At 61.0% G+C, this 21041-nt stretch carries 18 protein-coding genes; 12 read left to right on the top strand and 6 right to left on the bottom strand.

Annotated features, from left to right (window positions below; genetic code table 11):
• Nucleotides 1-158: 158 nt before the first annotated feature.
• The 3 genes from RTI28_RS25250 to RTI28_RS25240 all read left to right on the top strand — a co-directional run bounded on the left by RTI28_RS25250 (nt 159) and on the right by RTI28_RS25240 (nt 6573).
• The gene (locus RTI28_RS25250) at nt 159-2189 is read left to right on the top strand and encodes a methyl-accepting chemotaxis protein (RefSeq protein WP_316923003.1); all 2031 of its coding nucleotides are present in this window, start codon (nt 159-161) and stop codon (nt 2187-2189) included.
• Nucleotides 2190-2380: 191 nt separating this feature from the next.
• The gene (locus tag RTI28_RS25245; RefSeq protein ID WP_316923002.1) at nt 2381-3472 is read left to right on the top strand and encodes an efflux RND transporter periplasmic adaptor subunit; all 1092 of its coding nucleotides are present in this window, start codon (nt 2381-2383) and stop codon (nt 3470-3472) included.
• Entirely contained in the window at nt 3469-6573 is a 3105-nt protein-coding gene (locus tag RTI28_RS25240; protein ID WP_316923001.1) for an efflux RND transporter permease subunit, read from the top strand. Before RTI28_RS25245 ends, RTI28_RS25240 begins: the two co-directional genes overlap by 4 nt.
• Here RTI28_RS25240 and RTI28_RS25235 read toward each other — a convergent pair.
• The gene (locus RTI28_RS25235; protein WP_316923000.1) at nt 6562-7443 is read right to left on the bottom strand and encodes a LysR substrate-binding domain-containing protein; all 882 of its coding nucleotides are present in this window, start codon (nt 7441-7443) and stop codon (nt 6562-6564) included. The two genes, RTI28_RS25240 and RTI28_RS25235, sit on opposite strands and share 12 nt — an antisense overlap.
• Before the next feature lie 97 nt (nt 7444-7540).
• On the opposite strand from RTI28_RS25235, the gene RTI28_RS25230 reads away from it, so the two are divergent.
• Entirely contained in the window at nt 7541-8476 is a 936-nt protein-coding gene (locus RTI28_RS25230) for an AEC family transporter (RefSeq protein ID WP_316922999.1), read from the top strand.
• Between the two features lie 12 nt (nt 8477-8488).
• Here the strand turns inward: RTI28_RS25230 and RTI28_RS25225 are convergent, their stop codons facing one another.
• From RTI28_RS25225 to RTI28_RS25210, 4 genes are all read right to left on the bottom strand, one after another.
• On the bottom strand, nt 8489-8890 hold the full coding sequence (locus RTI28_RS25225; protein ID WP_316922998.1) for a type II toxin-antitoxin system MqsA family antitoxin: 402 nt from the start codon (nt 8888-8890) through the stop codon (nt 8489-8491).
• A gap of 2 nt (nt 8891-8892) precedes the next feature.
• Nucleotides 8893-9189 (bottom strand): type II toxin-antitoxin system MqsR family toxin, encoded by a 297-nt coding sequence (locus RTI28_RS25220; protein WP_316923050.1) that lies wholly within the window; start codon nt 9187-9189, stop codon nt 8893-8895.
• Nucleotides 9190-9348: 159 nt separating this feature from the next.
• Nucleotides 9349-9744 carry an ACT domain-containing protein gene (locus RTI28_RS25215; protein ID WP_316922997.1) on the bottom strand — a complete coding sequence of 132 codons (396 nt, stop codon included), beginning with the start codon at nt 9742-9744 and terminating at the stop codon, nt 9349-9351.
• Nucleotides 9745-9903: 159 nt separating this feature from the next.
• Entirely contained in the window at nt 9904-10218 is a 315-nt protein-coding gene (locus RTI28_RS25210; protein WP_316922996.1) for a hypothetical protein, read from the bottom strand.
• 117 nt (nt 10219-10335) lie between these two features.
• On the opposite strand from RTI28_RS25210, the gene RTI28_RS25205 reads away from it, so the two are divergent.
• The 8 genes from RTI28_RS25205 (at nt 10336) to RTI28_RS25170 (ending at nt 18717) form a co-directional block, all read left to right on the top strand.
• On the top strand, nt 10336-10515 hold the full coding sequence (locus tag RTI28_RS25205; protein WP_316922995.1) for a hypothetical protein: 180 nt from the start codon (nt 10336-10338) through the stop codon (nt 10513-10515).
• Nucleotides 10512-12794, top strand: coding sequence for a type VI secretion system tip protein VgrG (locus RTI28_RS25200; RefSeq protein ID WP_316922994.1), 2283 nt, complete (start codon nt 10512-10514; stop codon nt 12792-12794). The genes RTI28_RS25205 and RTI28_RS25200 overlap by 4 nt, the downstream gene beginning before the upstream one ends.
• A gap of 26 nt (nt 12795-12820) precedes the next feature.
• A complete protein-coding gene (locus RTI28_RS25195; RefSeq protein WP_316922993.1) occupies nt 12821-15436 on the top strand; it encodes a hypothetical protein in 2616 nt (871 codons plus the stop codon).
• Complete coding sequence (locus tag RTI28_RS25190; RefSeq protein WP_316922992.1) at nt 15433-15852, top strand: hypothetical protein; 420 nt, start codon at nt 15433-15435, stop codon at nt 15850-15852. Before RTI28_RS25195 ends, RTI28_RS25190 begins: the two co-directional genes overlap by 4 nt.
• Nucleotides 15853-15971: 119 nt before the next feature.
• The gene (locus RTI28_RS25185) at nt 15972-16778 is read left to right on the top strand and encodes a hypothetical protein (RefSeq protein WP_316922991.1); all 807 of its coding nucleotides are present in this window, start codon (nt 15972-15974) and stop codon (nt 16776-16778) included.
• Between the two features lie 67 nt (nt 16779-16845).
• Entirely contained in the window at nt 16846-17268 is a 423-nt protein-coding gene (locus RTI28_RS25180) for a hypothetical protein (RefSeq protein ID WP_316922990.1), read from the top strand.
• A gap of 147 nt (nt 17269-17415) precedes the next feature.
• The gene (locus RTI28_RS25175; protein ID WP_316922989.1) at nt 17416-17739 is read left to right on the top strand and encodes a hypothetical protein; all 324 of its coding nucleotides are present in this window, start codon (nt 17416-17418) and stop codon (nt 17737-17739) included.
• Nucleotides 17740-17904: 165 nt separating this feature from the next.
• The gene (locus RTI28_RS25170) at nt 17905-18717 is read left to right on the top strand and encodes a hypothetical protein (protein WP_316922988.1); all 813 of its coding nucleotides are present in this window, start codon (nt 17905-17907) and stop codon (nt 18715-18717) included.
• Between the two features lie 85 nt (nt 18718-18802).
• Here RTI28_RS25170 and RTI28_RS25165 read toward each other — a convergent pair whose 3' ends face one another.
• Nucleotides 18803-20923 carry a c-type cytochrome gene (locus RTI28_RS25165; RefSeq protein WP_316923049.1) on the bottom strand — a complete coding sequence of 707 codons (2121 nt, stop codon included), beginning with the start codon at nt 20921-20923 and terminating at the stop codon, nt 18803-18805.
• Between the last annotated feature and the right edge of the window lie 118 nt (nt 20924-21041).

Genomic DNA, 21041 nt, shown 5'->3' with positions numbered 1-21041 from the left:
CTGGCGTGATAGGTGAAGCTTTTGTGCCGATGCAAAAAGCACACTCGGATCCACCGATAACAAGAACGTTGCGCCCGGACGCTGTCCGGGCGATGGAGGATTTCGATGCGTCTATTGCCCTCGACCCGTCAGTTGGCAAGTGCAGCGGGGGGTGCGGATTGAAGTCTTTCAGCGCTTTCATGCGCGACCTGAGCGTGCGCAAGAAAATGTTCGCGGGCTTCGGCCTGGCGCTTTCGATCACCTTCTGTGTCGTCTGGGCGAGCCTTTCGGCGCTCAATTCGACCTTGCTGCGCTTCGACGACCTGCTGGAGGTCAACACCATCAAGGTCGGCCTGAAGGAAGCGCAACTGCACGAGAAGGAACTGATCATGACCGGCGACCTGCAGTACCTGGACAAGGCGCTGAGTCTGGTCGACGAGGTCAAGGCGCGGGCCGCCGAGTGTGAAGGACGCCTGCAACTGCCCGAGAACAAGGCCCTGATGCGCCAGGTGCAGAGCGAAGTCGGCAGCTATCGCGAGAAGCTGCTTGGCCTGGGCAAGGCCATTTCGGCGAACAAGACCGCCCAGGGCATCATGGATGAATCGTCACGCAAGGCGTTCGAGCAGTTCGATCAACTGGACGAGGTGCTGAGCAACGCTGCGGCCAAGCGCGTCGAGATGGCCGGCGACCCCACCGCCATGCGCCTGCTGGAAGACTCCAGCCAGGCCAACGAAATGGCCATGGAGCTGCATGAGGCCCGGCGCTCCAGTACCAACTACATCACCCGACGCCTGCCCGAGGATGCCGAGCAGGTCGAGGAGTTCTTCTCGATGCTGGAGTTCAAGGGCTCGCAGCTCTCGGCCGGGCTTGACGATGACCAGGCCCGTTCCAGTGTCGAGAGTGCCCTGGGCGAGCTGGGCGGCTACCGTCGTCAGTTCGCCGCGCTGCGCCAGAGCCTGGATGAGCTGGAGTCGACCCGCCACGACATGGTCGAGCGCGCCCAGCAAGTGGCGGCCTCCTCGGAGGCCTCGGCGCTGCTGGAACTCAAATCGCTGCGCAGCGAAGCCGACAAGGCGCGGATGCTGATCATCGGCGCCGCCATTCTCGCGCTGCTGGTGGGGCTGGTGGGGGCGATCCTGGTGACCCAGTCGATCGTCACGCCGCTGCAACGGCTGGTCGGCATTGCCCGCAAGGTCGCGGCGGGCAACCTGACCGAAGACATCCAGGGCGAGCGCCGCGACGAACTGGGCCTGCTGATGCAGGCCGTGCAGGAAATGACCATGAGCCTGCGCCAGCTGATCGGGCGGGTCAGCGGCGGCGTGGTGCAGATCGCCAGTGCGGCCCAGGGGCTTTCCGGTGTCACCAACAAGACCAGCGAGGGGGCAAAATCCCAGCGCCTGGAAATCGAGCAGGCGGTGACCGCGATGTCCGAGATGGTGGTCAGCGTGCAGGATGTCGCGCGCAACGCCCAGAGTGCCGCGGCCTCGGCGCGGGATGCCGATGCGCAGACCCGCGAGGGCGGCATTACCGTGCAGCATGCGATCCTGCACACCGAGAAACTGGCCCTGGCCGTCGAGCAATCCGCCGAATGCATCGGCCGGCTGAAGCATGAGAGCGCCAGCATCGGCACGGTGCTCGACGTCATCCGCGAGGTCGCCGAGCAGACCAACCTGCTTGCCCTCAACGCCGCGATCGAAGCCGCCAGGGCCGGCGACGGTGGCCGCGGCTTCGCCGTGGTCGCCGAGGAAGTCAGGACCCTGGCACGGCGCACCCAGCAGTCCACCGAGCAGATCCAGACCCTGATCCACAACCTGCAGCAAGGCGCGCAGAACGCCGTGGAGAAGATGGCGGAAAGCAGCCTGATGGCCAGCGAAACCGTGCAGGCCGCACGGCAGGCAGGGGTGTCCTTGATGGCCATCGATCGCTCCGTGTCCGTCATCCAGGAACTGAACCGGCAGATCGCCGCCACCACCGAACAGCAGAGCGCGGTTGCCGAGCAGGTCAACCAGAGCGTTTCCAGCATTCGCGATGTCGCGGAGCAATCCGCCGCCGCCAGTGAAGAGATTTCCGCGGCCAGCGCCGACCTGGCCCATCTGGGCGGCGAGATGACGTCGCTGGTGAAACTCTTCGAGTTCGTCGAGGACCCGCGCGCGAGCGCTGGGACTGGCGATCGAAGCGCTTCCCGGCTCGCTGACGGACGCCCCGCATAATGCCGGCAATGAGCACCGGGCATTGTCCCGGCAAGGCTCGCTGAGTGCCGACCCCCTCATGCGCGACCACCCCATCGATCCGGCATGCGCCTACTAGACTCTGGAAACTCCCAGGACGTTTGTATACCCGCGGCAGGATCCGATGCCGGCGCGCGTTTCGTTGCCTTTTGCCCTGATCGAGGGAAGATGAAATGACAGTGTGTAATACGTTTCGGGTGCTCGGGCTGCTCTGCGGCCTGGGCCTGGCCGTCAGCGGTTGCCAGCAGGAACAACGTTCGCAGGAGCCGCCGCGCCCCGTCCGTACGGTAATCGCCAAGCCCGGGTTGATCGGCGAGGAGGTTGCCCAGACCGGCGAAATCCGCGCTCATATCGAGACCGACCTGGGCTTTCGCATCCCCGGTCGGGTCGCCAGCCGTCGCGTCGAGGTCGGCATGAGCGTGGCCAAGGGGCAGGTGCTGGCGGTGCTCGATCCCAACGACGTGCAGAACGAAGTGCGGGTGGCCGAGGCCGAAGTCAGGAGTGCCGAAGCGGCCGAGGAGTTCGCCCGCTCGGGGCTCGAGCGACAGAAGACCCTGTTCGACAAGCAGTTCGTCGCCCGTGCCCGGGTCGATGAGGCCGCGTCCAACTGGCGGGTGGCGAACGCCAGGCTCAACGTCGCGCGCACAGGCCTGCTCAGCGCGCGCAACAAGCTCAGCTACACCGAGTTGCAGGCGCCCGACGCGGCTATCGTCAGCGCGGCGATGGTCAATACCGGCCAGGTCGTCGACGCCGGGCAAGTGGCGTTCAAGCTCGCCTCGACCCACGAGCGCGACGCTGTCTTCAACATCTCCGAGCGTCTGTACATCTCGGTGTCCAACGACATTCAGGTGGAAGTCGCGCTGGTGTCGAACCCCGCGATCAAAGTCATCGGCCGCATTCGCGATGCCAGCCCGGCCGCGGATGAGGCAACCCGCACCTACCGGGTCCGCATCGCCTTGCCCGATGCCCCGCCGGCGATGACGCTCGGGGCCACGGTGACCGGGCGTCTGCTCCTGCCCGGCAAGACCCTGTTCATTCTCCCGGCCTCGGCGCTGACCAGCGAGGATGGCAAACCCGCGGTCTTCGTGGTCCAGCCCGCCGACCAGGTGCTGGTGCGCAAACCCGTGGTGGTGACGCGCTTCACGGCGAGCCAGGCGCTGATCGAGTCGGGTCTTGCCGAGGGCGATGCGGTGGTGACCGCAGGTGTCAGCAAGCTCAGGGCCGGGCAAAAGGTCGTCTACCACGCTGAGCAGGTGGCCCAATGAAGTCGGACACCGGACAACCCGAGGAGAAGGGCGGATTCAACCTGTCGGCGTGGTCGATCGGGCAGATGCCGCTGATGTTCTTCCTGATGCTGATCACTCTGGTCGGGGGTGCCCTCAGCTATTCCAAGCTGAGTCGCAACGAAGACCCGGCCTTCACCATCAAGACCATGGTGGTCGCCGCCCGCTGGCCTGGCGCGAACATCGACGATACGACCAAGCTGCTGACCGATCGCCTGGAGAAGAAGCTCGAGGAGATCCCCTACCTCGACCGCCTCGACAGCTACACGCGCCCGGGCGAGACCGTGATCATGGTCAACCTGCGCGATGACGCGCCGTCGCACATCGTCCCGGATGCCTGGTACCAGGTGCGCAAGAAGATGACCGACATTGCCGCGACGCTTCCCAGCGGCGTGCAGGGGCCGTTCTTCGACGACGAATTCGGCGATACCTACGGGCAGATCTTCGGCTTCACCGCCGAGGGCTACTCCGATCGGGAACTGCGCGACTACCTGGAAGGCGTGCGGGCGGAGCTGCTGCGTATCCATGGCATCGGCAAGGTGCAGTTGCTCGGGGTGCAGGAAGAGCAGATCGTCATCGAGTTCTCGCCCGGTCGGCTGGCTTCCTTCGGGCTGGACGAGAATGCCGTACTGAAGGCACTGCAGGCCCAGAACGCGGTGATTCCGTCGGGCACCGTGCGCTTGCCCGACGACAAGATCTCGCTGCGCGTCAGCGGCGGTTTCGCCTCCGAGGAAAGCCTGCGCAACGTGACCCTGCGCGCCAATGACCGTTTCGTGCCGCTGGTCGAGCTCGCCTCGATCCGGCGCATTCCCGCCGATCCGCCGGCACCGCTGTTCCGGGTCAACGGCGAGAAGGCCCTCGGTGTGGCGATTTCGATGGCCGCCGGTGGCAACCTGCTGGACTTCGGTGAAACGGTGCGAAGCCGCATGGAGGAGGTCAGGCTGGCGCTGCCCCACGGCATCGAGATGCTTCAGGTCGCCGACCAGTCGATCGTGGTCAAGCAAGCGGTCAACGGCTTTCTGACGGTGCTGGCCGAAGCGGTCGCGATCGTCCTTGCGGTGTCCTTTCTTTCCCTCGGTGTTCGCGCCGGGCTGGTCGTCAGCATCTCGATCCCCTTCGTCCTGGCGCTCACCTTCATCGGTATGGAACTGACCGGCATCGGCCTGCAGCGTATCTCCCTGGGCGCGCTGATCATTGCCCTGGGGCTGCTGGTGGATGACGCGATGATCACCGTCGAGGCGATGGTCGGCAAGCTGGAAGCCGGCTGGGATCTGAAGCGGGCGGCGAGCTTCGCCTACGAGTCCACCGCCTTCCCGATGCTCACCGGCACCCTGGTGATGATCGCCGGGTTCATCCCGGTGGGCTTCGCCGCTTCCAGTGCGGGTGAGTACTGCTACTCGATGTTCATGGTGGTGCTGATCTCGCTGTCGGCTTCCTGGGTGGTGGCGGTGCTGTTCTCGCCGTTGCTCGGCACCCTGATCCTGCCCAAGGCGTTGCCGCAGCACGGCGGCGGGCACGGTCGAATCATGGCGTTCTATGAGCGCGCCCTGTCCTGGGCCCTGGGACACCGCGCAGTGACTCTCGCTGTCGCACTCGCGGCCTTCGGGGCATCGCTCGGCGCCTCGGCCTATCTCGAACAGCAGTTCTTCCCGCCTTCCGACCGCCCCGAGCTGCTGGTCAGCCTGACCCTGCCGCAGAACGCCTCCCTGGATGCGACCAACCGCGAGGCGTTGAAACTGGAGGAACTGCTCAAGAACGATGCCGATGTCGAGCGCTTCTCGACCTATGTCGGCTCCGGCGCGATCCGGTTCTACCTGCCCATGGAGGTCTTGCTGCAGAACGAAAACGTCACCCAGGCCGTGGTGATCGCCAAGGGCGTCAAGGAGCGCGACGCCCTGCAGGCGCGGCTGGCGCAGAAGTTCAAGACCGATTTCTCCGGGCTCATCGCCCGTGCGACACCGCTGGAGCTCGGTCCGCCGGTCGGCTGGCCGCTGAAGTACCGGGTTACCGGGCCCGACCAGAACAAGGTACGTGATATCGCGGCGCGCCTGGCCAACGTCGTGTCGGCCAATCCGGACACGCGGGAAGTCCATCTGCTGTCGGGAGAACCGCAACGCACTGTCCTGGTCCAGATCGACCAGACCCAGGCGCGGGCCCTGGGCTTCTCGTCGGAAGACATCGCCAGCGCCATGGCCACCATCTTCTCCGGTTCGGCGGTGACCACCGTGCGCGACCAGGACCGCCTGATCGATGTCATGGTCCGGGCGCAGACCGGGGAGCGCAGCGACCTGGCGACCCTGGCCAACCTGCAGATTCGCAACGGCGAAGGCCAGAACATCCCGTTGAGCCAGATCGCCAGGCTCAGCTACGGCGTCGAAGACCCCATTGTCTGGCGCCGGCAGCGCCTGGCCCTGCTCACGGTGCAGGGCGACGTGCGCGAGGGGCTCGAGGCTGCCACCGTGGTGCAGGCACTCGCGCCCACCGTGGCGCAGTTCGCCAGGGACCTGCCCAAGGGCTACAAGGTCGAAACGGGCGGCGCGGTCGAGGAAGCGGCGAAAGGCAGCAGCTCGCTCGCCGCGGTTCTGCCGATCACCGCGCTGGTGATGTGCGTGCTGCTGATGGTGCAACTGCGCAGTTTCTCGCGGATGTTCCTGGCGCTGGCGATGGCCCCGTTCGGCCTTATTGGCGTGGTCCTGGCGATGTTGCCGACCGGCACGCCGATGGGCTTCGTCGCGCAGCTCGGGGTCATCGCCCTGGTGGGCATGATCGTGCGCAACGCGGTGATCCTGATCGAAGAGGTGGACATCAATATCCGGGGTGGGCAGTCGGCGCTGGAGGCCATCGTCCACGCTTCGATGCACAGGGCCCGGCCCATCGTGCTGACCGCCTGCGCGGCCATTCTCGGCATGATCCCGATCGCCCCGCAGATCTTCTGGGGGCCGATGGCCTATGCGGTGATTGGCGGGCTGGCCGTGGCCACGGTGGTGACCTTGACCGTCCTGCCGTGCGGTGTCTCGTTCCTGCTGCAGTGGGAGAACCGCCGGCGCAAAGCACCGGAGCAGCCCGCCGGCTCAGTCGCCTGACGGGCGCATCATCCGCAGGAACGACTCCAGGCACGGGTTGCCGTTGCCTGGATGCCAACTGATGCCGAACTCGATCCGCGGCGAGTCGGCCAGGGCGAAGAAGCGGATGCCCGGCAGGTTGCTGCGGGCCATCGCCGAGGGCACCAGCGACACCCCCAGGCCCTCGGCCACGAGGTTGACGATGGTGCCCTGCAGTTGCGTGTACAGGCGCACCTGCGGCTCGAAACCCGCCGCCTGGCACTGCGCCATGATGTGGTCGTAGAGCACCGGCGCGGTGTTGCGCGGGGTGAGGATGAACGGCTCGGCGCTCAGTTCGCCCAGGCGCAGCTCGCGCCGGCGGGCCAGGGGATGATCGGCGGGCAGGGCGATGCACAGGGTTTCGCTGTGCAGGGCCTGGTAGCGCAGCGCCTCGTGCCCGGCCTGGCGAAACGACAGGCAGACATCGTTGTTGCCTTCCAGTACCGAGCGTTCCAGCTCCGTCGGCATCAGTTCGTGCAGGGACAGGCCGATGCCGGGCCAGGCCTGGGAAAATTCCTTGATCAGCCTGGGGAAGCCGGTCCAGGCCACCATCGAGGTGAAGGCGATGCGCAGCTCGCCGCGTTCGCCACGAGCCACCGCCTGGCTGGCGCGGATCGCCGACTCCAGGCCCGCCAGCACCTGGCCGGCGTTGCGCTGCAGCTCGCGGCCGGCGGCGGTGAGGCTGACCGAGCGGGAGCTGCGCACGACCAGTTCGCAGCCCATGGCTTCCTCCAGACTGGCGATCTGCCGGCTCAACGAAGGTTGCGCCAGGTTCAGGCTCGCCGCGGCATTGCCGAAGTGCAGGTGTTCGGCCAGGGCGAGGAAGTAGCGCAGTTGGCGCAGTTCGATCATCGATGTCTCCAGGCTATGGATCGGGGCATTTTAAGTCATTGGACCGTATCGAAACAGGTTCCTACACTGGCGTCGCTCTGTCCCGTCTGGAAGCGCCATGCACACCGTTCTCGTTGTCGTCGTCCCCATCTTCGCCCTTATCCTGGTGGGCTACCTGTGTCGCAGGAGCGGCAGGCTCGGGCCCAATGCCGCCTCCGAAATCAATCGGCTGGTGGTCTGGCTGTGCTTGCCCGCGCTGCTGTTCAAGGTCACGGCGAGTGCGTCCTGGGCCGAGATCTGGCAGCCCGGTTTCGTCCTGGCATTCGGCGGCGGGACGCTGGCGGTGTTCCTGGCGACGCTGCTCTGGCGCCTGTGCAGCGGCCACGGCCTGGCAACATCGAGCATCGACGGGCTCAGTGCCGGTTATGCCAACACCGGCTATATCGGCATTCCGCTGTGCGCGCTGCTGTTCGGCGACGCCGGCTTGCAGCCGGCATTGATCGCCACGCTGATCGTGGTCTGCGTGCTGTTCGCCATTGCCGTGGTGTGCATCGAGGTGGGGCTGCAGGCCGAGAAGCATGTCGGCCGCGCGGCGGCTAAGGTGCTGCGCGCGCTGGCAAAGAATCCGCTGGTGATTGCGCCCGTCGCCGGTGCGCTGTGGGCCGCCAGCGGGTTCGGTATCGCCCTGCCGGTGCTGCACTTTCTCGACCTGCTCGCGGCCGCGACCACCCCTTGTGCCCTGGTTTCGCTGGGGTTGTTCCTGGCCCAGAAGGCCCCGGCGCAGAACAGCAGCGCCTGGCCGCTGGTGCTGCTGAAACTGGTGGGCCAGCCGCTGGTCACCTGGGTGCTGGCGTTCAAGGTGCTGGCCCTGCCGTCGCTGTGGGCCACCTCGGCGGTGCTGCTCGCCGCGCTACCCACCGGCACGGGGCCGTTCATGCTGGCGGAATACTACAACCGCGAGGCGGGGGTGGTTTCACGGGCGATTCTGTTGTCGACGGTGGGGTCGTTGCTGACGTTGGGTGGGTTGTTGTACTGCTTTCATTTCTCTGCCTGAGGGTGGAGTGCGTCAGGAGGTTCTGACCTCGTTCAGCAGCTCGGGGTGGCGATCCAGCACTTTCAACAGTTTCACCAGGGCTTGCGGCGGTTTGGTCTTGCCGTTCTCGTAGCGCGAAAACGCATTGACACCGCCACCGAAAATCTCGGCCGCTTCGCGTTGGTCAAGCGCGAGCTTCTTGCGCACGCTGGCGATGAAATTCGGATCGACGATAGCCGCGTTGACCTGCTTGTTGAACGCCAGCATCGCCGCGCTGACACGGGCCGACTCAGCAGCCTCGAGCACAGCTTCCGAGCAGGCGGGGCAGAAGTCGCCGGTGACTGCGGCAAGGGTGGTCGACTCGTTCTTGTAGGTGTACGGCAGGTCGCGGGTGTCATGCACCAGTTCCGCTGCTGCGCAGGATGGGCATTTCATGTTCATAGCTCCTTGAAGGACACGATGAGCACGTCATCGATGACAGTGAGTTTCACATAGACGTCTCCGACTGCCGTGCTCGTTCGGTACACGTCTTGCCAAATCGTGTGATCTGCGTGAGTGGTCATGCTTTTGTGGAAGTCCTTGGCAGCCAGTGACCTGACGATGTCGACGATCCCTTCGAAGTCGAGCCCCAACGTGGCTCCGCCGTGAAGAGCAGACAAGGTGGAACGCACGTTCCCCGCGTCGATCAGGGCCTTGATCACTGACAGCTTGCAGTGTGGAGTCCTTTTTTCCATAGAAGACACGCTAACCTACTAGGTTTAATTTGGCAACTTGGTTAATTGTGTCAAACGCTGGCTTGTTGAAATCCTTTCGCTCAGCGGCCGCGTTCGACAGCTGGGCGATTGTGCTCAAGGCATGGAGGGAAGGGGGCAAAGAATGAATGTCGGGATGCGTCAACGTTGCGAAAGCCCGCGCAACACCTCCATCGCCCTGTCCGCATCCTGCACACCGACGAAAATATGATCGTGGTAGTACCCCGCAATCACATTGCAACTGATCCCGGCATCGCCCAGCGCGGTGGCGAATGCGGCGGTCAGGCCCACCGCCTGCAGCGCCGAATGGATGGTCAGGGTGATCCACGCCGCGACGTAGTCGTAGTTCAGGCCCAGGGCATCGGCGCGGCCGCGTTCGAGGATGACCGTCAGGCCTTCCTGTTCGCGGAAGCTGCCGAGCACTTCCTGGCCCTGCAGTGACGCCGTGTCGGCGACGCTGCAGAACACGTACTCGCCGTCGTTGAGGGTAGGGCTCATGCCGCGCAGCAGCGCGGTGAGGGAGGTTTCGCCAGACATGTCGGGTCGCTCCGCTGGAAAGGTGCTCCAGTCTGCCCGTCGCGCCCGCGCAAGTGGAATCAATCTTGCTGATGCTGGATTAGCGAAAGTGGCCGCGCTGGTGCGTATCGGCGGGGCAGTCGACGACCCGGGCCGCCCGCGTGCTGGAGACGGTGCAGGTTAGCGGCAAAGTTCGATGAGAAGACAGTCGATGCGCCGGCGCGGGCGCGGCAACTGCTGCGGTAGTGAGGCGGGGTGGGTACCTGCCTTGAGCGTTGCGGCGTTGTTGAGATCGAGCGCCGCACAGGCGGCGTTCGAGCTGGGTGTGCGGAATAACTGTCGGTATGAATGTGGGATATTTCCCAAATTTCCTAGGGAAATTCTGAGCGTTGGTTTTTGGGTCGAAATCCCCAAGTCAGATGTTTTACTGTCCGCGCCGGAAATTTGAATCGATCCGGCAGGAATTTCATCCAAGTTTGCGCTGAAATTGTTCAATTTGTTTCAGTTTTGGCGTCAACTTCCCAGGCGATGGTGTTTTCAATAAAAATCGCGGTTTCAAGGGCTGAAGTTCATTGCTGGATGTTTCTTCGGAAGCTTTCAGCAGGACAGCCCATGGGAAAAATCGTCAGCCGTTACCCACCGCCCAAGCACCGCAATCCCTACGACCTGCGCGTCCGCGACCTGGACGACAAGTTCCTCGACGTCTACGCCTTCGAGGGCCAGGAGTCCGCTACACCATCCGCTTCACCTGCGGCGAGCCGCGGGAGGTGTTCAACGGCGTCGTCAGCATGACCCAGGAGCAGTTCCTCGCGCGCAACGAGCGCAAGAACTCGCCGCTGGACCTGGACATGCCCAGCATCCTCAACCGCACTGCGCGTTTCGCCATCTACGGCAAGCCGCCGAAGGTGTTTGCCTGGCGGATCAAGAACGAAATCCACGAGCCGCTGCGCGAGCTGTTCGGCCTGATCACCGGCTTTCGGCGCATCGGCGGCTCGGTGGACGAGGGGCACTACGAGATCACCCTGGAGCCGCGCCTTGTGCGCCTGGCCCGAGGCAAGCGCTATCGGATCTTCCAGCATCAGTCGGTGCCGCAGATCGTCCGGCAGATCCTCGAGGACCATGGCTTCTTCGTGAACAGCGCCTTCCGGTTCGACCTCAAGCGCGAGTACCCGCGGCGTCGGCAGGTGATGCAGTACGGCGAGAGCGACCTGGCGTTCATCGAGCGGCTGCTGGCGGAGGTCGGCATCTGGTACCGCATCGTCTTCGTCTCGGAACTGAAGGTCGACCAGGTGCGCTTTCATGACTGGCAGTGCCACCTGGATTTCGGTGTCGAGCTGCCTTGCCTGACCCCCAGCGGGCTGTCCAGCAGCGATGCCGACGCGGTGTGGCAGCTGCGCACGCAGCACCAGGTGGTGGAGAAGGAAGTGTTCTTCCGCACTTACGATCCGCGCCAGGCCAATCTGCGGCTGCAGGGCGAAGTCAGCCGGCCGCCTGGTTTTTCGCTTCCGGAGATCCGTTATGGCGAAACCTACGAGTACGCCATGCCCTACACGGAAATGGGCACGCAGACGATGCATGGCTACGGTGCGGAAACGGAGAGCGGGCATTTCTTCGCGCGGCTGAGCCAGGAACGCAGCCTCAACCAGCGCGTCCTGTTGAGTGGCACCACCTGCAGTCCGACCCTGATGCCGGGGCAGGTACTACGGGTAACCGGAAATGCGCCGCAGGATTTCGCCAACCGGGTGCTGGTCCACACCATCGACGTCAGGGGCGCGCGCAACAAGCTGCATACGGTCGAGTTCAGCGGAATTCCTTACGACGAATACATCTGCTTCCGACCGCAGCTCAAGCCCAAGCCGAGCATCAGCGGCACGCTGCCGGCACGCATCACCAGCCAGAACGACGACGATCTCTACAGCCATATCGATGACGAGGGGCGCTATCGGGTCAGGTTTCTGTTCGACCGGGACGAATGGGATGCCGGCAAGGAAAGTGTCTGGCTGCGTTTGGCCCGACCCTACGCCGGTGCCACTTATGGCTTGCACCTGCCGCTGGTGCAGGGCACGGAAGTGGCGGTGGCGTTCGAGCAGGGGGATCCGGATCGGCCCTACATCGCTCATGCCCTGCACGACAGCCAACACCCCGATCACGTGGCCAACCGCAACAACCGGCGCAACGTGCTGCGGACCCCGGCCAACAACAAACTGCGCATGGAGGATGAACGCGGGCAGGAACACGTCAAGCTCAGCACCGAGTTCGGTGGCAAGACCCAGCTGAACCTTGGCCATCTGGTGGACAGCGAGCGCAGAAAGCGCGGCGAGGGCTTCGAGCTGCGCACCGATCACTGGGGCGCATTGCGCGCAGGCAAGGGCTTGTTCATCAGCGCCGATGCCCAACCCGGAGCGCAGGGCCAGGTGCTGGACATGGCTGCTGCGGTTGACCGGTTGCAACAGGCCGGTGACCAGCTCCAGCAACTCTCCGCTGACGCCCAGACCTGCCAGGCCGAGCCGGCGGATGTGCAGGCGCAGTTGAACCTGCTCCGGCAGGACCTGGAGCAGTTGAAATCTTCGGTCCTCCTGCTCAGCGCCCCGCAGGGGGTGGCCGTGACCAGCGGCAAGCACCTGCAGTTGGCGGCGCAGGACAACCTGATGCTCAACGCTGGCGGCGGAGCGGACATCAGCGTGATCAAGCGCCTGTTCATCGGCGTGGGGCAGGGGGTGAGCCTGTTCGTGCGCAGGCTGGGCATCAAGCTGGTCGCCAACCAGGGCCCGGTGCAGATCCAGGCGCAGAACGACACCTTGGGGATCATGGCGCGACAGGGGTTGGAGATCACCAGTACCGAGGATGAGATCCATATCCGCGCGGACAAGCGGATCACCCTCAATGCCGGTGGCAGCTACCTGATCCTCGACCCCTGCCGCATCGAGGCCGGAACCGAGGGCGATTACAACGTCAAGGCGCCCTACGTGGACTTCAGCGGCAAGGCGAAACAGCGCGAGGAACTGCCTGAGTTGCCGGTGCTGACGGCGTACGAGAAGAAGACCTACCACACCGGCAGGCACTCCGGCTGACCCATCCCCTATAGAAAGGACTGACCATGTTCACTCGCCTGTCCGAGTTCCTGTTCGGCAAAAACAGCGTCGAAGAAACACCCACCCCACCCCCGCCGCCACGGCCTGTACTGACCGAAGTCCCTAGCCCGCTCAAGCCCGAGCCACAACCCGAGCCCGAGCTGCTGACCCGCAACTGGAGCCATCCGTTCGGCGACCGCTCCAACCCGCTGCAGCAACTGACGCACCTGGCAAAAGCTGCCGATGGCTACTACCCCGTGGGCATCAGCGGTGCCTGGCATGGCGGTGTGCATTTCGACGACGGCACTGCGGGGGCCCTGGACCAGTCGAAAGTGGCGTGCCTGGCGGATGGCGAGGTGGTTGCCTATCGCATCCCGACCCAAACACCGACCACCCGCTATTTTCCTGGCCCCGGTGTCACCATCGATGCCCCAGGCGCTTCGGGCTTCGTGCTGGTACGCCATCGTATCCAGGCCCCCGCTATCGAAGGCTGTGCTGAGACCCCTCCATCGCTGACGTTCTACAGCCTGTACATGCACCTGCAGGACTGGGCGGCGTATGAGGACCGCACGCTGGAGCGACCGGCGTTCTGGGTGGAGAGCGAGGCCAAGTGGGTCAAGGAAGGGAAGGAGGCACCGGATCTCATTCGTTCGGGCGAGCATGGTGTGCGGGTAGTCAACCGCAGGCTGGAGCCAAAGACCCTCGGCTATCTGGTCGGCGGTACGCAAGTTGCCATTTCCGGCGAAGGTGACTATCGCCTGCTGGAAAACAGCCTGGGCCCCGAGCACTTGCTGAATGCGGACGGTATGTTGCGTGGCTACGTCGCGGTGAAGTATCTGGGGATGCGTGTAGGCGACATGTTTCTGGTCAACGCCGATGACCTGAACGTGCGCGCCGAGTCTGATCCGCGCAGTGCCGTATTGGACAAATTGCCCAGAAACACGCTGGTGGAAGTCAGCGGCTCGGGTGACATGGTCAAGCTGGAGCGCATCGAGCAGTACGTCCCCATCTCGGCACTGCGCAGCGAATACGTACCGGCCCTGCGCGACCAGGTTTTCGTCCCTGAGAAGCCGATACCGATCAAGGCTGGCGAATTGATCGGGCATATCGGCCCCTACCAGAACAGCGACGAAACCCAACCGCAGAACAGGCTGCACCTTGAAGTTTTCTGCACCACGTATTTCCCCAAGTTCCTCGACGCCAGCCGAGCCTGGGCCGATCGCTTGCCCGTCACGGAGCGAACCTGGCTGAAGGTCACCAAGGGTTCTCTCGCCATCATTCGTAAGCCCGAGCACGGCAGACGCTTTCCCGCCTTCGTCGAACCGCACCACGTCATCGACGCCGACGTGTTGATACCGAAAAACCTGATCGACAACCTGCCTGCGGCCAACAAGATCCACCAGCCCCAACCGGGGGGAGGGAAGAAGCGCAACTGGTACTACCTCGAAGGCCTGCTCAACGACAAGGACGGCACCATCGTCGATGGCTGGGTCGCGGAAATCATCGGTGAAACCGAGTGGGTCAGCCCCTGGCACTGGGGCGGATACGAGGTGATCAGCAACAGCGACTCGCCGACCAAGGGCCGGGCCTATGGTATGTCCCTGCGCGAGGACGTGAGCAAGGAAGACCTCGATCGCCTGCGGCCGATCGCCGATGAGTGGGATCAGGGCGACCTGCAAGGTCGTCTTCACGCCATCCTGGACCGCGATGGCGAGCCCGATGGAAAGATCAGCCCCAAGGAAATTCGCACCGGCCTGAATATCCCTGCTTATGCCCAATCGTTGTCGAGGATCGTGCTGGAGTGTGAAAGCGAGTGGTATTACCGCCAGGAGAAGTGGGATGCGCTGGATCAGATCTTTGGGCATACCACGTCGGCGCCGATTCTGAACTGGGTAGCGGAGAAGGAGCGGATCAAGGAGTTGAGTTGGTGGGAGGACTTGATGGAGCCGCTCAACTTGCCGACGTGGAAGGCCTATTTTCTCCACCCGCTGGGTTTGGTTGGGCAGTTCATCGTTGACGATAACGACTTGTGCTGGCTGAAAGTGCCGTTTGGGCAACTTACATTTGATGTCGAAGGTAACGATATTGAGTTCTCTAGGTATTTCAGTCGTACCGTTCATTGGCCGGGAGGCGCATCTGGTGTAACGATTGGGAGAGGATATGACCTGGGCCAATGCCCCAATCCAGAGGAGGACTTGAAGAATGCAGGAATAAAGGAACCTCTACTGTCTTGGCTATTGAAGTCGAAGGGGCTCAAAGGAGAGAAAGCGCGTGCGTATTTTAATAGTGCGTCTCATCAGATAGCAGGGTTAAAAATTACAAGAAAACAGCAGTACCACCTGTTCATAAATGTTTATCAAGTCATGAAAGATGATGTTGTCAGGGTTTCCGAGAAGTCCGATACGTCAAAAAAATACGGCAAGCTATTTTGGAGTGGCATCCATCCAAAAATCAGGGACATTATGGTAGACCTGCGTTTTCGTGGTGACTACGGAACCGAATCAAGGAAGTTTTTGCAGAAGCCTTTCATAAATAACGACTTAGAAGGGTTCCGCTTGACTATTCAAGACGAAAAAAATTGGCCAAATGTTCCTCGTAATCGATTTTCGGAACGTGCACGTTACGCGGAGAAAATTAAATGAGAGAGAATCGTGCAGTATTTTTCGCTCTAGCGCTTGCTTCTTCAATTTCTTGGGCGGAGGATTTTGACTATGCGGTAATGTCAAGGGCTGAAACACAGAGGATAGAAAACATGGTGGCTCGAAATATGAGCAGCCTTGATGACCCTTGCTTGTACATCGAGATTCTTGATCCTGAAAACAACTGGAGTCCAATTCGAAAAAAAAGCATATGTGCGCTTGATGGAAGAAGCCTGATTTCTGATTTCACGTATGCCAGTTTTTCGAATGTCAAATTTTCCCCCGGCGGGCTTCAGGCAGATTTGACTCTCATACCGCTCCAAGCGGTAATCGAGGATGTTTTACACTGCAGTATAAAGTTGATGGATGATCAAATAGGTTCGCTTAAATGTTCGCAAGGTCGTGAGGGGTATTACTGAGCGAAGTAAATAGTGAGCGATTTTTCGGTGAGATGTTACTAGGGTCATAAATTTGGACGCGCCTAACTACTCTCAGTGAAGGGAAATTTTACAAGGTTGTGGGGCGGGGAGGTGTTAAGGTGAAGCGCTTTCTGCTGGGGCTTTTATTTTTTTCATTTGCCTCCTTATCGGCGGGTGCTTCTAATTTTGACTCGGGAATATATGCGGTTGCAAGAGATCTGAGATTTGCCGAGGACGACGAGCATTGCGATGGAGTTCCTGTCGATCGTGCTTTCCAGCCTGTCAAGTGGGGGGATACGCTCGTATGCTTTGATTATGAGGAGGTGCGGCGTGATGGTTTACATTTCCCCGATGTCATTGCACTGCATACGAAATCTTCATTTGGGCCATCTGCAAAAGTTCACTACTTTTCAGGGGTGGCTAATTCAGGGACTATTCAGGACGTATTTCTGTTGTCGATTGCTCCTGCTGCAGAAGATAGGCTTTTCGTAATCTATCGCGATCCTAACCCTAATCGTTGGTTTTCTGCGCTGTATCAAGTTGCTGTATTTCAGTTGAACGGGGAGGGGCTAAGTCGCGATGAAGGTCTGTCAGAATTTTTCGGAATGGGTGGTGATTTCTCTCATGATGGTTTGGCGTATGTTTTTCCTTATAGAAGCCGAAAAGAAATTGAAAGTTCTGTAAATTCTGCGCTCTTCAGGCTCGCGACATCCTCTGGCGAGGTCATTGGAACTGTTCAGGATAAAACATATCTCTACGAGAAAATCCCTAGCGCGGACTGGAACAGTATTACTTCGTCTTATTTGATAAAAGGCGACAAGGTCAGTGTTATCGACGCCTTGGCAGGGTGGTGTAATGTTACCTACTCCGCGGGAGCCAGGCCGGTCAAGGCTTGGGTGAAATGTGAGAGTATGATCATTAATTAGGTGCCAAAGGATCGTTTCCAAAGGCGGAGGCACTACTAGGAATAATGAGGAAGGTTTTTTTGTAGTCATGTTTTTCTACTGTACTCAACTCGTTGCAGATGATCTGGATTGTCAGCGGATTTATATGGCTGGAACTGGAGAGGCTGCAGGGAAAATAAGAAGATATGTTCTTCACTCGAGCAGTTCGTGTGTGTTTGTTCAAACCTTGCGAAGCAGGGTCGATGGGAGTCCTGTTTATCAAGATGGATTGTGCTGGTTGGAAGGTAAAAGCCTGTCCAGAGATTTTGCGGATGTTGGATTCAATAACGGGGAGTTTCATGGGGGTAAACTTTACTTTGAAGTGAGTGTGACACCTCGTATACCGATGGGGGAAGAGATAAAACTATGTGAGGTGGTTTTTATCAATGGGCGAGCACACCATTTCAAGTGCGAAGATGGAAAGTCGATGGGTGATGTTCGTCGTTCACTATACATAGACGATTATTACTGAGGTCAAGTATGAGGTTTCTAAAAAGAACGACGGTAACTGAAAGTATGTTGCCCAAGGTGCTTCTGAAGGCAAGTCTAGGTCTGGTTTTGCTATTTCTGCATTTTTTTACCGGCAAACGCTAGAACTGTAGATTGCACAGATGTCTTGATGGTGGATTTGGGGGATGCTGGTGACGAGTTTGTGAAATATATTGTGCCGATGGGAAGACCCTGCGTTCTTGTTCAGCTTGAAATTCCCGGCGGGAAGGGGCGTTACAGCTTTCGCAAAGAAATCTGCTCCATTGACGGGAGCAGCCTGATCAACGACTTTTCGCAAGTTGAGTTCAGGCGCGGTGAATTCATAGATAACCAATTGTTCTTTGAGTTGGCTGTCATTCCAGTAGGGAAAGAAGAGTTTGAGATCAAGATATGCAAGGTGTTATTCAGTGACGGCAAGCCTGACAAGCTGACATGTGAATTGTCCCAGGGGTAATTCTGGAAAGCTGCCCCAATTGGCTTGGCGGACTGACGTCAGGGTTCAATGATGCGGCATCTCCCGCTGAATGATCTGCGCCAATCGTTCTCCGGTCCGCGGGTTGAAATATTTTCCAAGTTGGCCAGGGAGTGGGGGTTGTGATGAATAAATCTGGGAAGGTGGGTGTCTAAAGTGATACTAGGGAGGGTTTTGGTCGCTTTTGTATGTTTGCTTGGAGGTGTGAATCTGCCTATTGCCAGCACCATCGAGAGTGCAGATACCACTCATTGTGGCTATCAGCAGAACGACCAGGCTTATAAGCCTGTCGTATGGGGGCAGATGACGATTTGCTTCATCTATGAGAGGTCTTCTCTTGATACTGAGAGTGACGGGCTGCAGTCTGTGGATGGGATAGTTTTGTACATGTCCTCTGCTTCTGGAGCCGTCACCAGGGTTCGAGAATTCTCCAAGGTCTACACGGAAGAGATCCTTCATGATGCCTTCCTGTTTCCAGTTAACAAACAGGGCGAACTTCGGTTGTTTGTGATTCATAGCAATGATACGCCTGGTCGATGGGTGTCGGCTTCAAGGCTATATGATGTAAATGCCTTCGAGTTGAAAGCGGGTCAGCTAGTGCGTGATGATTTGATTTCGGATTTTTTTGGCGGGAGTGGTGACTATCATTTTGATGGGACTGATGAACTGAGGCATGTTTTTCCTTATAAAACCAGGTCGTCAATAGAACAGGTAATAGAGTCACCGCTCTTCAAGCTGGTGAACTCGGGGCTTACAGTCAAAGGCACGCTTAAAGAAAAAACCTTCCTCTACAAGGACAGGCCGTTTTCCGATCTGCACAGTATGACTTCTGCCTATCTGATAGAGGATGATGAGGTAACCGTCACTGAAACCTCGGTCGGTTGGTGCAATATCACTTACTCAGCTAACGCCAAACCGATCAAAGCCTGGATCAGATGTGACAGCATGACTGTTCGGTAAAACGGCATGCAAGGATATGGCTCGATTTAGTACCTCATTAGTAAAGCGCCGCATGCACGGTGCTCGACCTAAACATCACTCCAGCTCAATACCGCGCATCCACCGGCTTCTTATCCTTCGGCCAATCCTTCACTTTCCCGGCGAAGTCCGGGCGCGGCATATGGCTGAAGTATTCGGCCACATCCACCGCTTCCTGGTCGCTCAGGCCACCCTGGCCGAGGGGGAAGCCTTCGTGGAAGGCGATCGGCATGTTCTTCTTGACGAACGCCGCCGCGGTGTAGGTCCGCGCCATGCCGGCACCGATATTGAACGAGTCATCGCCCCACAGCGGCGGATACACCCACTTGCCCGCCGCGTTGCGGATGCCTTCGCCGTCGTTGCCGTGGCACAGGGCGCACTGCACGGCATAGAGCTTCTTGCCGTTCTCCGGGTTCGGCACGATGCTCGGGTCGATCTTGCCGACGCCGCGGCCTTCGACCTTGTCCTGCGCGGTGGTCTCGCGCTTCATCCAGTCGAAGTAGGCCACCATCGCCTTCATCTCCACCGATTTCAGGCCCAGCGGCTTGCCGTTCATCGAGCGCAGGAAGCAGCCGTTGATGCGGTCCTCCAGGGAGATCACCCGCCCGGCGCGCGGCGCGTAGCTGGGGAAGAACGCCGACACGCCGACATAGGGCGAACCGTCCGCCACGGTGCCGGCGTTGAGATGGCAACTGGCGCAGTTGAGGGCATTGCCGACGTTGGCCGGCAGCAGTTCGTGGGTGTTGGTGTTCAGCCGGGCGCCGAGGATCAGCTGGCCGGCGTTGGGCTCCTTGAGCAGGTCGGCCAGGCGCGGGGTCTCGAAGGGACGCTGGTCGAGGCTCCTGACGTCGAGGCGCTTGCGCATCTCGGCGACGGTGCTCGCCTGGATCGCCCTGGCCGCCGGGCGGCCCCAGCTGTCACGGGTGAAGTTGAGAATCTCGGCGATCTCCTGGTCGCTCAGGCGGGCGAACGACGGCATGCTCAGCGCCCGCGCGTTGTCCACGGTACGCGCCGAGCGCCAGCCGGTCAGGGTGATGTGCACCAGGGTCGACGGGTCTTCCGAGATCAGCACCGGGTTGCCGGCCAGCGGCGGGAACACGCCCTTGACCCCGGCACCATCGGCGCGGTGGCAGTCGGCGCAGAATTGCTGGTAGCCGAGGCCGCCGCGCGAGGCCAGCAGGTTGCTCGGGGTGGTGGAACGCAGGTTGATCAGCGGCGCGGGACCCTGGGCGACCTGCATCGGTTTGTCGTGCTCGGAGCTGGGCAGCGACTTCAGGTACAGGCCCACCGCGTGCAGGTCGCTGTCGTCCATGTACTGGGTGCTGTGCTGGACCACGTCGACCATGTTGCCGGACACCGTGCCATGGGCGTTGCGTCCGGTCTTGAGCAGCTCGGCGGTCTGCTCCGGGCTCCACAGGTTGCGTAGGCTCAGGGCGCGCCAGCCTTCCACGGTTTCGCCGGCGAGGAAGTAGCTGCCGTGCTCGCCGGCTTCGGACAGGGTCTTCTCCTGAAAGCCGATGCCCCGTGGCGTATGGCAGGCGCCGCAATGGCCGAGGCCCTGGACGATATAGGCGCCGCGATTCCATTGCGCGCTCTGCGTGGGGTCGGCGCTGAATGCCTGGTCGTCGAGGAACAGCCAGTTCCACAGGGTCAGGCCCCAGCGCTGGTTGAACGGGAAGCCCATGGCCAGGGCGCGGTTCTCCTGGCGCACCGGGTTGACCCCGTGCATCAGGTAGGCATACAGCGCCTGCATGTCCTCGGCGCTGATCCGCGCGTAGGAGGGGTAGGGCATCGCCGGGTAGAGATTCTGCCCATCCGCCGTCACGCCCTTGCGCATCGCGCGGTCGAACTGTTCGAAGGAGTAGCGGCCGATGCCGGTTTCCCGGTCCGGGGTGATGTTGGTCGAGTAGAGCACGCCGAATGGCGTCTCCAGCGCCAGGCCGCCCGCCATCGGCTTGCCGCGGTCGGCGCCGGTGTGACAGGCCACGCAATCGCCGAGGCGGGCGACGTAGCGACCGCGCTCCACCTGGGCCCGGGTGGCGTTGTCGAGGTCGGCGGCATAGTCGGCGGGAAGGTCGTCGATGATCTGCGGGAGGCTGGCGTTGTCGCTGGCCAGGGCGGGAGATAGCAGGGTCGCCAGCGCGACAGCGGCGACGGCTCGGCAGAGGGCTTGCACGGTAGTGTTCATTGTCAAGAATCAGGTCCGTTTGATTACTGTTATGTTTTTTAGTTATTTGAACCTTACTTTTGGTTATTTGCTTTGCGTGCGTAGTGATCTTCATCAATGAAGGCGGGGATTGCTTCCA

It is taken from the genome of Pseudomonas sp. zfem002 (assembly GCF_032621685.1).
Lineage (GTDB): Bacteria > Pseudomonadota > Gammaproteobacteria > Pseudomonadales > Pseudomonadaceae > Aquipseudomonas > Aquipseudomonas japonica.
This window is presented reverse-complemented; position numbering and strand designations above follow the sequence as displayed.

Bases quoted from the DNA above. Each gene is read 5' to 3' on its own strand.
- RTI28_RS25175 (WP_316922989.1), top strand. From the start codon at position 17,416: ATGGTGGATTTGGGGGATGCTGGTGACGAGTTTGTGAAATATATTGTG.
- RTI28_RS25180 (WP_316922990.1), top strand. From the start codon at position 16,846: ATGTTTTTCTACTGTACTCAACTCGTTGCAGATGATCTGGATTGTCAG.
- RTI28_RS25215 (WP_316922997.1), bottom strand. From the start codon at position 9,744: ATGTCTGGCGAAACCTCCCTCACCGCGCTGCTGCGCGGCATGAGCCCT.
- RTI28_RS25230 (WP_316922999.1), top strand. From the start codon at position 7,541: ATGCACACCGTTCTCGTTGTCGTCGTCCCCATCTTCGCCCTTATCCTG.
- RTI28_RS25190 (WP_316922992.1), top strand. From the start codon at position 15,433: ATGAGAGAGAATCGTGCAGTATTTTTCGCTCTAGCGCTTGCTTCTTCA.
- RTI28_RS25220 (WP_316923050.1), bottom strand. From the start codon at position 9,189: ATGGAAAAAAGGACTCCACACTGCAAGCTGTCAGTGATCAAGGCCCTG.
- RTI28_RS25165 (WP_316923049.1), bottom strand. From the start codon at position 20,923: ATGAACACTACCGTGCAAGCCCTCTGCCGAGCCGTCGCCGCTGTCGCG.
- RTI28_RS25240 (WP_316923001.1), top strand. From the start codon at position 3,469: ATGAAGTCGGACACCGGACAACCCGAGGAGAAGGGCGGATTCAACCTG.
- RTI28_RS25235 (WP_316923000.1), bottom strand. From the start codon at position 7,443: ATGATCGAACTGCGCCAACTGCGCTACTTCCTCGCCCTGGCCGAACAC.
- RTI28_RS25200 (WP_316922994.1), top strand. From the start codon at position 10,512: ATGACCCAGGAGCAGTTCCTCGCGCGCAACGAGCGCAAGAACTCGCCG.
- RTI28_RS25195 (WP_316922993.1), top strand. From the start codon at position 12,821: ATGTTCACTCGCCTGTCCGAGTTCCTGTTCGGCAAAAACAGCGTCGAA.
- RTI28_RS25205 (WP_316922995.1), top strand. From the start codon at position 10,336: ATGGGAAAAATCGTCAGCCGTTACCCACCGCCCAAGCACCGCAATCCC.
- RTI28_RS25245 (WP_316923002.1), top strand. From the start codon at position 2,381: ATGACAGTGTGTAATACGTTTCGGGTGCTCGGGCTGCTCTGCGGCCTG.
- RTI28_RS25225 (WP_316922998.1), bottom strand. From the start codon at position 8,890: ATGAAATGCCCATCCTGCGCAGCAGCGGAACTGGTGCATGACACCCGC.